Source organism: Streptomyces sp. NPDC008137, assembly GCF_042957035.1.
In the GTDB taxonomy this organism is placed as follows: Bacteria; Actinomycetota; Actinomycetes; order Streptomycetales; family Streptomycetaceae; genus Streptomyces.
The window spans coordinates 1-13,704 of the sequence record NZ_JBIBHN010000041.1; the positions used below are offsets into that span (position 1 = coordinate 1).

Here is a 13,704-nt window from a genome sequence, read left to right on the forward strand (position 1 = left end):
TCCTCCGCCTTGCAGCTGCACGCACCAGGCCCCGCTCACCGGCGTCGAAGAAGTGCTGCCGATTCCCTGCGCCGTGATCCAAACGACAGGCCCTAAGCGCGCCGCAGCCTGAGGCCGACGAACGCCAGGCCCAGGCCGAGTCCGATGAGCACCAGCCCGCTGCCCAGGGGAAGGATCCGCAGCACAGGCCCGACAGGTCGTTCGGCCTGGGCTGCGGCCTCGCGTACAGGCGGGTCCGTCGGTGCGGGGGGTTCGGGGACGGCCTGCTCCCGGGACGGCTCGGGCACGGCGGTGGCCTCATGAGCCTCACCGGCTTCACGGGCCTCATGGGCCTCCCGCTCCTCCTCGGGCTCCTGCGACCGCCCGGGCCGCTCCCGTCCCTCACCGGCCCGGCTCCCGGCCCGCGAGGGCGCGCCGAACGATGACGGGCCAGTCGGGGCGGACGGAGCGGAGGGGGCGGCGATGGCCCCGGCCTCTTCGTCGTACGCGAGGACGGAACCCACAGAACCCACAGAGCCGTAGGCCTGAACAGCTCCGCAAGGTGAGACGACCGCACCCGCCCCCAAGGCGACCACCAGTCCGGTCGCCCGCAGTGCGCGTAGCCATGGAGTCACTTTGGTGACCCCCTCCCGCCGTGCCCGGTAGGGCAAGATCGGCAAGTTCGGTCATTTCGAGGCAATCAGCCTCACACCGCCCCGGGCGTCCGGCACTCCGGGTTCGGCCGACGGACGGAATCGCTGCGCAATCCGGGTCGGACGAGCCCGCCGCGCGACGAGCTGGCCATCAAGCTCGACGTCGCTTGAGTGCGTTCTGGCGCCGGTGAGTGGGTGTTCGGGTGCGCGGCAGGCGCACTCTGGTGGACTCCACATCAAGTGCCTGCAGGCCGGGATCGCCACGATCAGCCACCGGCTCTCGCTGCCGGTGGGTGAGAAGGGCACCAAGCACGCTCCCGGCGGCTACCGCTCCCGGCGGGAGTGGCATGCCAAGTCCCGGCGTCTGCGTGTGCTTCAAGACCGTCTTCAGGCGGTGCGGGCCGACTGGGAAGCCGGGCGGGTACGCGTGGTGCGGGGCGGGAAGCGGCTGCTGAATACCCGCCACCACCTGGACCCGGCCGGGCTGAGTGCGCCGGAGTGGCGTGAGCGGTGGCAGGCCGCACGCCGGTTCCTCCAGGCCGACGGGGAGTCCGGCAAGCGCTACGGCAACGAGACGGTCCGCGTCACACCAGACGGCGAGGTCTCCCTGAAACTTCCCGCGCCGCTGGTGTATCTGGCCAACGCCCCGCACGGCCGGTACGTGCTGAGCGCGCGCGTGGCATTCGCGCACCGGGGCGAGCAGTGGGCCGACCGTGTGGCAGCCAACCGGGCCGTGGCCTACCGCATCCACGAAGACACCGGCCGGGGTCGCTGGTACCTGACCGCCTCCTGGACCATCCCCCCGGCCCCAACCCTTCCCCTGGCGGCGGCACGCGTACACGGCATGCTCGGTGTGGACACCAACGCCGACCACCTGGCCGCCTGGCGCCTCGACAGGCACGGCAACCCCACCGGCACGCCCCTGCGTTTCGGATACGACCTGTCCGGCACCACCGCCCATCGCGACGCCCAGGTCCGCCACGCCCTGACCCGCCTGCTGCACTTCGCCAAACGGCATGGCCTCGCCGTCGCGATCGAGGATCTGGACTTCACGGCCGAGACCACCCGGGAGAAGCACGGCCGCCGTACACGCTTCCGCAAGCTGATCTCCGGCATGCCGGTGGCCCGGCTGCGGGCCCGGCTGGTGTCCATGGCGGCCGAACTCGGCATCCCCGTCGTCGCCGTCGACCCCGCCTACACCAGCCGCTGGGGCGCCCAGCACTGGCAGAAACCACTCACCACCGCGACCAGGAAGGCCACCCGCCACGACGCAGCCGCCGTGGCGATCGGAAGACGCGCCCTGGGACACCCGATCCGGCGACGGACGGCACCGCCCCCCACACGACCGGAGTGATCGTGCGGGGCATCGGACCGTCCAGGCCCGACCAGGCACCCCAGGGCGTGAGGGACCCCGCCCCCGCATCCCCGGACCACGGACCCGATCCGTGCCGCCGGACGCGGAGCGAACGCGGGCGACCAGGACACCCAACACCGTTCGGGATGTCCGCAGTGATCAGGAATGGGTCCAAGACTCACTCGTGCTCACTGAATAGGAACGGTGGATCAGCTTCCCCTGGGGGTACCACGGAGGTGAGGTGCAGGCGTGCGAGAGAATGGCGACATGGAGATGCCGAGAAACGAACGGTCGCCGGAGAGCCCGCAGATCCTGGTCGTCGGCCAGGACGGCATGGCGCTCGGGGGCGGCAGCGGAGACGAGGACTCCCGCGAGATCCCGGTCACGGAACAGGTCGAGCAGCCCGCCAAGGTCATGCGGATCGGCAGCATGATCAAGCAGCTGCTGGAGGAAGTGCGCGTGGCGCCCCTGGACGAGGCCAGCCGGGTCCGGCTCAAGGAGATCCACGCCAGCTCGGTGAAGGAGCTGGAGGACGGTCTGGCGCCCGAGCTGGTGGAGGAGCTGGAGCGGCTCTCCCTGCCCTTCACGGACGAGACGACCCCCAGCGACGCGGAACTGCGCATCGCGCAGGCCCAACTGGTCGGCTGGCTCGAAGGGCTCTTCCACGGGATCCAGACGACGCTGTTCGCCCAGCAGATGGCCGCCCGCGCCCAGCTGGAGCAGATGCGCCGCGCCCTCCCGCCGGGAGTCGGCCACGAGGGCCTCGACGAGCAGCAACCGGGAGCCCGTACCGGCGGACCGTACCTGTAGCCCCCCACAGCCCCCGAAAACAAAGAGGGCCCCGCGGCCGAAGCCGCCGGGCCCTTCCTCATGTCGTCCGGCTGTCCGGGGCGTCAGGACGGCGGATTGCCCGTCGAGACGTTGAGCTCGATGACCGGCATGTCGTCCGGGTCGACATCGGTGCCCTTGGACGGGAACTGGTTCATGACGGTGCCCTGGCCGTAGGTGTTCTCGTCCACGTTCTTGACGCTCACCTGCCAGCCGGCCGCCTGGGCGCAGGACTTGACCGACGCGATGTTCATGAACTTGAAGTCCGGGATCTGGATCTTGTCGGGGTCGTTGTACGACTCCTCCGGCTCCGTGCACTCCTCGGAGTCGATCGTCTTCGTCGTGTCCGGCCCGCGGTAACCGGGCTTCTGGGCGTCCGAGGCCGAGGCGCTCGCGCCGCCGCCCCCGCCCTTGTCGTCCTCGCCGCCGCCGTTCATCAGCAGGGCCGCTACCAGCCCGCCGACCGCGAGCACGGACACGATGACGGAGCCGATGATCACCGGCTTGTTGCTCTTGCCGCCGCCCTGCGAGGCGGGCGCGCTCTGCGGCGTGAGGTTGTACGGCGGCGGGGTCGACGGGCCCTGCTGCGGGGGGTAGGCGCCCTGGTGCGGCGCCTGGTAGCCGCCCTGCTGCGGATAGCCGTACGCCGGGGACTGCGCCGACGGGGCGGGGGTGCCGTACGGGTTCGGCGGCGGGGTCGGCTGGTACGGCGTCTGGACCTGGCCCGAGGCGGCCGGGGGCGCCTGGTCGACCGGCGGGAACACGGCCGAGCCGACGCCCGCGCCGCTCGGTGCCTGGGTGCCCGGGACGATGCTCGGCGGGGCGGCCTGGAACGACGCCGCCACCCGCAGGCACTCGTCGCGCATGGTCTCGGAGCTGGGGAAACGCTCGTTCGGATTCTTCTTCAGCGCCCGGGCGATCAGCGCGTCCACGGCCGGCGGCAGCGCACGGTTGATCGTGGACGGAACCGGTGGCTCCTCCTGGACGTGTGCGTACGCGATGGCCAGCGGCGAGTCCGCCTCGAACGGCAGCCGCCCGGTGACCAGTTGGAACAGCATGATGCCGACCGAGTACAGGTCGGAGCGGGCGTCCACACCGCGGCCGAGGGCCTGTTCCGGCGAGAGGTACTGCGGGGTGCCGACGACCATGCCGGTCTGCGTCATGGACGTCACACCGGACTGCATGGCGCGGGCGATGCCGAAGTCCATGACCTTGACCACACCGCGCTTGGTCATCATCACGTTGCCCGGCTTGATGTCGCGGTGGACCAGGCCCATCTCGTGGCTGATCTCCAGCGCGGCCAGCACATCCGCCGTGATCTTCAGTGCCTTGTCGGCGGGCATCGCGCCCTGCTGCCGCACGTCCTCGTCGAGGACCGAGCCGAGCGGGCGGCCCTCGACGTACTCCATGACGATGTACGGCGTCGTCATGTTGTCGAGGGTGTCCTCGCCGGTGTCGAAGACCGAGACGATGTTGGTGTGCGTGAGCTTGGCCACGGACTGGGCCTCGCGGCGGAACCGCTCGCGGAAGGCCTGCTCCCGGCCGAGCTCGGTGTGAAGTGTCTTGATCGCGACCTGTCGGTCGAGCACGCTGTCGTACGCGAGGTGCACCGAGGCCATGCCGCCCTGGCCGAGGAGGTCACGCAGCTGATAGCGGCCACCGGCGAGCGCCCGCCCCGCGTACTGCCCCTGTGCGCCGTCCTGGCTCATGTTTCCGTGTCCCCCGTGGCTCCTCGAGGAGCTGCCGCTGATCCGTCCGACCCGTCGGATCCGTCTGATCCGTCGTTGATCCAAACCGCCATTCCCGGCCAAGTCTGCCCCAGGGCACGGACACGTCAAGCTCGGTGCCCGTTCCGTGACCGTACGCGAAAGAAGCGTCGCGGAAGCGTTACCGCTGACGTGCGGCCGCTACACAGAATTTGCACGAGAGTGCTGAGTAAAGGTTTCATGGCGCGTCCGTCCCGTGCCGGTCCCGGCACCCGTCTCGGACCGGCGGCTTGCGCGGAGGCTGTAGCGTGGCCGACGGAGACCGTAACAACACCGCGCGCACCGCGGGCAGAAACGACGGCGAGGACTGATGGCACAGCAGCAGCGCGCTCAGGGCCCGTCCGAACCCGAGGCGAGTGGCGGCGGCATGTCGGAGGCGCCGGAGGCCTGGGGTAACGGCGGGTTGGTCGGGGACGGCCGGTACCGGCTGACCCACAGACTCGGCCGGGGCGGCATGGCAGAGGTGTTCGCGGCCGAGGACGTCCGCCTCGGGCGCACCGTCGCCGTCAAGCTGCTCCGCTCCGACCTCGCCGAGGACCCGGTGTCCAAGGCGCGCTTCACGCGCGAGGCCCAGTCGGTGGCGGGCCTCAACCACCACGCGATCGTCGCCGTGTACGACTCCGGCGAGGACGTCGTGGGCGGCCAGCCGCTCCCTTATATCGTCATGGAGCTGGTCGAGGGCCGCACCATCCGCGACCTGCTGCTGAACGCCGAGGCGCCGGGCCCCGAACAGGCCCTGATCATCGTCTCGGGCGTCCTGGAGGCGCTCGCCTACTCGCACCAGCACGGCATCGTGCACCGCGACATCAAGCCCGCCAACGTCATCATCACGCACAACGGCGCCGTGAAGGTGATGGACTTCGGCATCGCCCGCGCCCTGCACGGCGCGCAGTCCACGATGACGCAGACCGGCATGGTCATGGGCACCCCGCAGTACCTGTCCCCGGAGCAGGCGCTCGGCAAGGCCGTCGACCACCGCTCCGACCTGTACGCCACGGGCTGCCTGCTCTACGAACTCCTCTCGCTGCGCCCGCCGTTCACCGGCGAGACCCCGCTGTCGGTGGTCTACCAGCACGTCCAGGACATCCCGACGCCGCCCTCCGAGGCCTCCGACGCCTGCCCGCCGGAGCTGGACGGCATGGTCATGCGCTCCCTCGCCAAGGAGCCCGACGACCGATTCCAGACGGCCGAGGAGATGCGCGGACTGGTCCAGTACGCGCTCCAGATGCTCTACGACCAGGGCGGCCACACCGGCACCTGGAACACCGGCCCGGTCGACATGCACGAGGGCCGGAACACCCCGTCGGGCGGCTTCGCCCACACGGCCGTGATGGGCCACCCCGGTGATGTCTCCGGCACCGCGCAGATCCCCTCGCCGATACTCCCCGCCGGCTACGGCAGCGGGGACGACGGCGGTTTCGAGGGGCGCGGCAACAAGGGCAGCGGCCGCGGCAAGCTGTGGATCCTCGCGGTGCTCGCGGTGATCGCCGTGGCGGCGGGCGTCGCCCTGGCGCTGCAGAACACCGGCGGCGGCACGAAGGCGCCCACCGACGACAAGAAGTCGCCGGCCGCCTCGCAGACGGAGGAGAAGAAGACTCCGAGCGAGACGCCGAGCGACGAGGAGACGGACGGGCCGACCGACACGTCGACGGACGACGGAACCGGCACGAGCTCCGGCGGCGGCGGATGGACCCCGTCGTACAGCCCGTCCTACACGCCGTCCCCGAGCACTCCGCAGACGCCGACGGACCAGCCGACGGACCAGCCGACCAGCGCGGAGCCGACCGGCGAGCCGACCGACGAGGAGCCCACGGACCCGGAGACGCCGCCGGACGACACGGGCGGCACGGACGCGGGCGCCACGGGCGGCGGCGTCGTCGCCGGCGCGGAGGGCTGACCCGCCCGGACGCCGGACGGCGGAAAAGAACGAAAACGCACGATCCACGCGCGCGTGGGACCCGGAAACGGGCCCCACGCGCGCGTGCCGTTTCGGCGCGCCCACAAGTGGACTCTTCCCGTGACCTGGGTCACCGGGTTAACGTGCGGTAGCTCCGGCCTCCTGCAAGGCTGTGACCAGGGCCGCTTCCCCGCCTTTCCGATTTACTTGGAAATCCAAGCAAAATCGCAGGTCAGATGGGGTTTCACAGAAATGTGGAGCACTGGGTAACGTGCTTGTTGCAGGGCGCTCGCCGGGGCACCTGTCACGCCTGTTCCCGGCCGAGTGGCACCCACCCCGTGCCCCGGTGGTCGAGAACAGGTGAGCCGCACTGGCCTACCGGCAACCCCGGGGGCCGGACCGACGGAGGAGCACACGTGACCGTGGAGAGCACTGCCGCGCGCACATCGCGACGCAGCGCCGGAAGCAAGGCCGGCACCACCGGCACCAAGGGCACCACCCGCACGCCTGCCAAGAAGGCCGCGGCCGCGAAGAAGCCCGCGGCCGCGAAGAAGGCCGCCGAGCCCCAGCTCGTGCAGCTGCTGACGCCCGAGGGCAAGCGCGTCAAGCACGCGGCGAACGCCGTGTACGACAAGTACGTCGCCGATGTCACCCCGGAAGAGCTCCGCGGCCTGTACCGCGACATGGTGCTCACCCGCCGCTTCGACGCCGAGGCCACCTCCCTGCAGCGCCAGGGCGAGCTGGGTCTGTGGGCCTCGCTGCTCGGCCAGGAGGCCGCCCAGATCGGCTCCGGCCGGGCCACCCGCGAGGACGACTACGTCTTCCCCACCTACCGCGAGCACGGCGTCGCCTGGTGCCGCGGGGTGGACCCCACCAACCTGCTCGGCATGTTCCGGGGTGTGAACAACGGCGGCTGGGACCCCAACAGCAACAACTTCCAGCTCTACACGATCGTCATCGGCTCCCAGACGCTGCACGCCACCGGCTACGCGATGGGCGTCGCCAAGGACGGCGCCGACAGCGCGGTGATCGCCTACTTCGGCGACGGCGCCTCCAGCCAGGGCGACGTGGCCGAGTCCTTCACCTTCTCCGCGGTCTACAACGCCCCGGTCGTGTTCTTCTGCCAGAACAACCAGTGGGCCATCTCCGAGCCCACCGAGAAGCAGTCCCGCGTCCCGATCTACCAGCGCGCGCAGGGCTTCGGCTTCCCGGGCGTACGGGTCGACGGCAACGACGTGCTCGCCTGCCTCGCGGTCACCCGCTGGGCCCTGGAGCGGGCTCGCGCGGGTGAGGGCCCGACCCTCGTCGAGGCGTTCACCTACCGCATGGGCGCCCACACCACCTCCGACGACCCGAGCCGCTACCGGGGTGACGAGGAGCGCCAGGCCTGGGAGGCGAAGGACCCGATCCTGCGTCTTCGCCGGTTCCTGGAGACCTCAAACCACGCGGACGAGGGATTCTTCGAGGAACTGGAGGCCGAGTCCGAGGCGTTGGGCAAACGAGTGCGCGAGGCGGTCCGTGCCATGCCGGACCCGGACCACTTCGCGATCTTCGAGAACGTCTACGCGGACGGACACGCGCTCGTCGACGAGGAGCGCGCCCAGTTCGCCGCGTACCAGGCGTCGTTCGCCGACGAGGGGGGCAACTGACATGGCCGACAAGATGGCACTAGCCAAAGCGATCAACGAGTCGCTGCGCCACGCCCTGGAGGCCGACCCCAAGGTCCTGATCATGGGCGAGGACGTCGGCAAGCTCGGCGGCGTCTTCCGGGTGACGGACGGACTGCAGAAGGACTTCGGCGAGAGCCGCGTCATCGACACCCCGCTCGCCGAGTCGGGCATCGTCGGCACGGCGATCGGCCTGGCCCTGCGCGGCTACCGCCCGGTGGTGGAGATCCAGTTCGACGGCTTCGTCTTCCCGGCGTACGACCAGATCGTCACCCAGCTCGCGAAGATGCACGCCCGCTCCCTGGGCAAGGTCAAGCTCCCGGTCGTCGTGCGCATCCCCTACGGCGGCGGCATCGGCGCGGTGGAGCACCACTCGGAGTCCCCCGAGGCGCTCTTCGCGCACGTCTCGGGCCTGAAGATCGTCAGCCCGTCCAACTCCTCGGACGCGTACTGGATGATGCAGCAGGCCATCCAGAGCGACGACCCGGTGATCTTCTTCGAGCCCAAGCGCCGCTACTGGGACAAGGCCGAGGTCAACACCGAGGCGATCCCGGGCCCGCTGCACAAGGCCCAGGTGGTCCGCGAGGGCACCGACCTCACCCTCGCCGCCTACGGCCCGATGGTGAAGCTCTGCCAGGAGGTCGCGGCCGCGGCCGCCGAGGAGGGCAGGAACCTGGAGGTCCTGGACCTGCGCTCGGTCTCCCCGCTCGACTTCGACTCGATCCAGACGTCGGTGGAGAAGACCCGCCGCCTGGTCGTCGTCCATGAGGCCCCGGTGTTCTTCGGCTCGGGCGCCGAGATCGCCGCCCGGATCACGGAGCGCTGCTTCTACCACCTGGAGGCCCCGGTGCTCCGCGTCGGCGGCTACCACGCGCCGTACCCGCCGGCCCGCCTGGAGGAGGAGTACCTGCCGAACCTGGACCGGGTGCTGGATGCCGTCGACCGCTCGCTGGCGTACTGAGGAGAGGGTCGTGACGACGATGACGGAAGCGTCCGTACGCGAGTTCAAGATGCCGGACGTGGGTGAGGGGCTCACCGAGGCCGAGATCCTCAAGTGGTTCGTCCAGCCCGGCGACACGGTCACCGACGGCCAGGTGGTGTGCGAGGTCGAGACGGCGAAGGCGGCCGTCGAGCTGCCCATCCCGTACGACGGCGTGGTCAGGGATCTGCACTTCCCCGAGGGCACCACGGTGGACGTGGGCACGTCGATCATCGCGGTCGACGTGAGCGGAGATGCCGCCCCGGCCGAGCCGCGAGCGGAAGCCCCCCAGGCCACTGAGGAACCGAAGACGGAGGGCTCCGGCCGCCAGCCGGTCCTGGTCGGCTACGGGGTGGCGGCCTCGTCCACCCGCCGCCGCCCCCGCAAGGGCCCGGAGGTCCCGGTCCAGCAGGTCCCGGTCCAGCAGGTCTCGACGGCGATCCAGACGGAGCTGAACGGCCATGGAGGGGCGCCCTCGGCCGCCTCCCCGGCGTCGCCCGCCGCCTCCGCCGTCAAGGAACGCCCGCTGGCCAAGCCCCCGGTCCGCAAGCTGGCCAAGGACCTGGGCGTCGACCTGACGACGATCGTCCCGACCGGCCCGGACGGCATCATCACCCGCGAGGACGTGCACGCGGCCGTGGCCCCGCCGCAGACACCGCAGCCGACGGTCCCCGCCGTCCCCGCGACCGCCGCCCCGGCCCCCGCGCCGGCCGCCGTGTCGTACGACACGGGCCGCGAGAGCCGCATCCCGGTCAAGGGCGTCCGCAAGGCGACGGCGGCGGCGATGGTCGGCTCGGCGTTCACGGCGCCGCATGTCACGGAGTTCGTGACGGTCGACGTGACGCGCACGATGAAGCTGGTCGAGGAGCTGAAGGAGGACAAGGAGTTCGCGGGCCTGCGCGTGAACCCCCTCCTGCTGATCTCCAAGGCCCTGCTCGTCGCGATCCGGCGCAACCCGGACGTCAACGCGTCCTGGGACGAGGCCGCCCAGGAGATCGTGGTCAAGCACTACGTGAACCTGGGCATCGCGGCCGCGACGCCGCGCGGTCTGATCGTCCCGAACATCAAGGACGCCCACGCCCAGACCCTGCCGCAGCTGGCCGAGTCGCTGGGCGAGCTGGTGTCGACGGCCCGGGACGGCAAGACGTCCCCGGCGGCCATGCAGGGCGGCACGGTGACGATCACCAACGTCGGTGTCTTCGGCGTCGACACGGGCACGCCGATCCTCAACCCCGGCGAGTCCGCGATCCTCGCGGTCGGCGCGATCAAGCTCCAGCCGTGGGTCCACAAGGGCAAGGTGAAGCCCCGCCAGGTCACCACCCTGGCCCTGTCCTTCGACCACCGCCTGGTCGACGGCGAGCTGGGCTCGAAGGTCCTGGCGGACGTGGCGGCGATCCTGGAGCAGCCGAAGCGGCTGATCACCTGGGCGTGAGGCCGGCCGCCGCGGCCCGAGCTTCCGGGGCAGGCGAAGGGGGGCGCACCGCCGACGGCGGTGCGCCCCCCTTCCGTGGTGCCTGTCCTACTGGGCGAAGCCGTAGTTGAGCAGCTTCGTCGCGTCCGACTTGCGGGTGGGCCCGTCGGTCGAGGCGAGAACCGTGCCGATGACCGTCTTGCCGTTCCGCGTGGCCGCGAAGACCAGGCAGTACTTGGCCTCCGGGCCGGAACCGGTCTTCACGCCGATCGCGCCGGTGTAGCTCGCGAGCAGCGGGTTGGTGTTCTCCCACGGGGCCATCGTCCGCGTTCCGCCGGACTTCGTGGTCGTCTTCGCCGTGTACTTCTTCGTCTTGACGACCGTGCGGAACGTGGAGTTCTTCATGGCGTTGCTGGCGAGCTTCGTCAGGTCGCGCGGCGTGGAGTAGTTGCTGCCCCGGCCGATGCCGTCGAACGAGTCGAAGTGGGTGTTCTTCAGACCCAGGTTCTTGGCCGTGGTGTTCATCTTGCCGATGAACGACTTCACGCGCGCCGCCCGCGTCGAGCCCGAGCCGAACTTGTCGGCGAGGGCGTACGCCGCGTCGCAGCCGGACGGCAGCATCAGCCCGTACAGCAGCTGGCGGACGGTGACCTTGTCGCCGACGATCAACTTGGCGTTGGACGCCCAGTTGTTGTCGACGATGTAGTCGCTGTACGCCTTCTGGACCGTGACCTTGCTGTCCAGGTTGAGGTTCGACTGCTTCAGCACCACCAGGGCCGTCATGATCTTGGTGGTCGAGCCGGTGGAGCGGCGCGTGTCGGCAGCCTTGGTGTAGAGCGACTTGCCGGTCGCGTTGTTCATCACGTAGCCGCCCTTGGCGGCGATCGTGGGCGCCGTGGCGGCCTGCGCCGGCGCAACGGTGAGGGCTCCGGTCGCGAGCATGGCGCCGGTGGTGACGGCGACGGCCGCGGCTCTACGGAGACGGGTGCCCTTAATGCCGGTTATCAAGTGAAGTACCCCGATTACGTTGAATGCCCCAGGTGTGCGGCCGAATTGAGGACGAGGGGAAGGGGAGCCGCACGTGTCTGACTTGTAACTAGCACAGTTGGTTGTGCCGTTGCCGAGGGGGACCCGCCCTTTGCCACAGACGTGTGACATTCGAGGCCGCGTGAGTCCGCATCGCGGACGGATACATCCATGCGTACCTGTTGTATCTATGCTGTCGGCATGACCTTGGCCGTGAAGCACCCTCCCGCCGCCGACCGCGTGTACACCCACGTCAAGCAGGGTGTCCTGGAGCGCCGCTACGAGGGCGGGACCCTGCTCACCGAGGGCGAACTCGCCGAGGCCGTCGGTGTCTCCCGCACCCCGGTGCGCGAGGCGCTGCTCCGGCTGGAGGTCGAGGGACTGATCAGGCTCTACCCGAAAAAGGGAGCCCTCGTCCTGCCCGTCTCCGCGCAGGAGATCGCCGATGTCGTGGAGACCCGGCTGCTCGTCGAGGAACACGCGGCGCGCAAGGCCGTGCACGCGCCCCCCGGGCTCATCGAGCGCCTCGAAGCGCTCCTCGCCCGGCAGAAGGAGCAGGCCGCCGCCGGAGACCTCGCCGCGGCCGCCGTCACCGACCGCTGCTTCCACGCCGAGATCGTCCGCAGCGGCGGGAACGAGATCCTCTCCCGCCTCTACGACCAGCTGCGCGACCGCCAGCTGCGCATGGGCGTCGCTGTCCTGCACTCCCACCCCGACCGCATCGCCAAGACCCTCACCGAACACGAGGAGATCCTTCAAGCGCTGCGCTCCGGGGACGCCGAGGCGGCCGTCGGGCTCGTCCACCGCCACGTCAGCTGGTTCTCGCACCTGGCCCGGGGGGAGGTCCGATGAGCGTCGGCACACTGCCGGGCGATCCTCCGGGCGGCCGTCGCGCACTGGCCGTCTGGGGCACGGGCGTCTCGGTCTACTTCGTCGCGGTCATCTTCCGCACGTCCCTGGGCGTGGCCGGCCTCGACGCCGCCGACCGCTTCCACGTCAACGCCTCCGCCCTGTCCACCTTCTCCATCCTCCAGCTGCTGGTCTACGCCGGCATGCAGATACCCGTCGGCCTGCTCGTCGACCGGCTCGGCACCAAGAAGGTGCTGGCACTGGGGGCGGTGCTGTTCACGGCGGGGCAGGTCGGCTTCGCGTTCTCCCCGTCGTACGGCATGGCGCTCGCCTCCCGGGCGCTGCTCGGCTGCGGTGACGCGCTGACCTTCATCAGCGTGCTGCGGCTGGGCACCCGGTGGTTCCCGGCCCGGCGCGGGCCGCTCGTCGCCCAGTTCGCGGGCCTGGTGGGCATGGCGGGCAACCTCGTCTCCACGCTCGTCCTGGCCCGGCTGCTGCACGGCATCGGCTGGACGGCGGCGTTCGCGGGCAGCGCCGTCGCCGGGGCCGTGGTGCTCGTGCTGGTGCTGCTGTTCCTCAAGGACCACCCGGAGGGTCACGAGCCGGAGCCGCTCCCGCACCAGGGTCCGGCCTACGTACGACGCCAGATCGCCGCCTCCTGGCGGGAGCCGGGGACCCGGCTCGGGATGTGGGTGCACTTCACGACCCAGTTCCCCGCGATGGTCTTCCTGCTGCTGTGGGGCCTGCCGTTCCTGGTCGAGGCCCAGGGGCTGTCCCGTGCCACCGCCGGTGAACTCCTCACGCTCGTCGTGCTGTCGAACATGGGCGTCGGCATGGTCTACGGCCAGATCGTCGCCCGGCACCACGGGGCGCGGCTGCCCATCGCGCTCGGCACGGTCGGCACCACGGCGGCCCTGTGGGCGGCGACACTCGCCTACCCCGGCGAGCACGCCCCGATGTGGCTGCTGATCGCGCTGTGCACGGTCCTCGGGGCGTGCGGGCCCGCGTCGATGATCGGCTTCGACTTCGCCCGCCCGGCCAACCCGCCCGAACGGCAGGGCACCGCCTCCGGCATCACCAACATGGGCGGCTTCGTGGCCTCCATGACCACGCTGTTCGCCGTCGGGGTCCTGCTGGACGCCACCGGCGGCGACTACCGCGTCGCCTTCTCCGCGGTGTTCGTGCTCCAGGCACTCGGCGTCAGCCAGATCCTGCGCCTGCGGAAGCGTGCGGCGCGCAGGGAGCGGGAACGCCTGGTGGCGAGCCGGGTGGAGACGGTGCACGTGCCGGTGTGA

The 13,704-nt window shown here is 70.7% G+C and carries 10 protein-coding genes and 1 pseudogene; 8 read left to right on the forward strand and 3 right to left on the reverse strand.

Annotation, left to right across the window (positions count from 1 at the left end; all coding sequences use genetic code 11):
* Nucleotides 1-92 precede the first annotated feature (92 nt).
* Complete coding sequence (locus tag ACFZBT_RS37230; RefSeq protein ID WP_391113745.1) at nucleotides 93-503, reverse strand: hypothetical protein; 411 nt, start codon at nucleotides 501-503, stop codon at nucleotides 93-95.
* 361 nt (nucleotides 504-864) lie between these two features.
* On the opposite strand from ACFZBT_RS37230, the pseudogene ACFZBT_RS37235 reads away from it, so the two are divergent.
* A pseudogene (locus ACFZBT_RS37235) lies at nucleotides 865-2,185 on the forward strand (IS200/IS605 family accessory protein TnpB-related protein); the annotation flags it as partial.
* Nucleotides 2,186-2,253: 68 nt separating this feature from the next.
* A complete protein-coding gene (locus ACFZBT_RS37240; protein WP_391113748.1) occupies nucleotides 2,254-2,796 on the forward strand; it encodes a proteasome activator in 543 nt (180 codons plus the stop codon).
* An 83-nt stretch (nucleotides 2,797-2,879) separates the two neighbouring features.
* Here the strand turns inward: ACFZBT_RS37240 and ACFZBT_RS37245 are convergent, their stop codons facing one another.
* Nucleotides 2,880-4,523 carry a protein kinase gene (locus ACFZBT_RS37245; protein WP_391113750.1) on the reverse strand — a complete coding sequence of 548 codons (1,644 nt, stop codon included), beginning with the start codon at nucleotides 4,521-4,523 and terminating at the stop codon, nucleotides 2,880-2,882.
* Nucleotides 4,524-4,890: 367 nt separating this feature from the next.
* Between ACFZBT_RS37245 and ACFZBT_RS37250 the strand changes: the two genes are divergently transcribed.
* From ACFZBT_RS37250 to ACFZBT_RS37265, 4 genes are all read left to right on the forward strand, one after another.
* Nucleotides 4,891-6,477 (forward strand): protein kinase, encoded by a 1,587-nt coding sequence (locus ACFZBT_RS37250; protein ID WP_391113754.1) that lies wholly within the window; start codon nucleotides 4,891-4,893, stop codon nucleotides 6,475-6,477.
* Nucleotides 6,478-6,893: 416 nt separating this feature from the next.
* Complete coding sequence (gene pdhA, locus ACFZBT_RS37255; RefSeq protein WP_391113756.1) at nucleotides 6,894-8,126, forward strand: pyruvate dehydrogenase (acetyl-transferring) E1 component subunit alpha; 1,233 nt, start codon at nucleotides 6,894-6,896, stop codon at nucleotides 8,124-8,126.
* A gap of 1 nt (nucleotide 8,127) precedes the next feature.
* A complete protein-coding gene (locus ACFZBT_RS37260) occupies nucleotides 8,128-9,105 on the forward strand; it encodes a transketolase C-terminal domain-containing protein (RefSeq protein ID WP_391113759.1) in 978 nt (325 codons plus the stop codon).
* Nucleotides 9,106-9,115: 10 nt separating this feature from the next.
* The gene (locus ACFZBT_RS37265) at nucleotides 9,116-10,555 is read left to right on the forward strand and encodes a 2-oxo acid dehydrogenase subunit E2 (protein WP_391113762.1); all 1,440 of its coding nucleotides are present in this window, start codon (nucleotides 9,116-9,118) and stop codon (nucleotides 10,553-10,555) included.
* Between the two features lie 87 nt (nucleotides 10,556-10,642).
* Here the strand turns inward: ACFZBT_RS37265 and ACFZBT_RS37270 are convergent, their stop codons facing one another.
* A complete protein-coding gene (locus ACFZBT_RS37270; protein WP_391113765.1) occupies nucleotides 10,643-11,542 on the reverse strand; it encodes a serine hydrolase in 900 nt (299 codons plus the stop codon).
* A 219-nt stretch (nucleotides 11,543-11,761) separates the two neighbouring features.
* On the opposite strand from ACFZBT_RS37270, the gene ACFZBT_RS37275 reads away from it, so the two are divergent.
* Nucleotides 11,762-12,412, forward strand: coding sequence for an FCD domain-containing protein (locus tag ACFZBT_RS37275; protein ID WP_391113768.1), 651 nt, complete (start codon nucleotides 11,762-11,764; stop codon nucleotides 12,410-12,412).
* Nucleotides 12,409-13,704 carry an MFS transporter gene (locus tag ACFZBT_RS37280; protein ID WP_391113771.1) on the forward strand — a complete coding sequence of 432 codons (1,296 nt, stop codon included), beginning with the start codon at nucleotides 12,409-12,411 and terminating at the stop codon, nucleotides 13,702-13,704. Before ACFZBT_RS37275 ends, ACFZBT_RS37280 begins: the two co-directional genes overlap by 4 nt.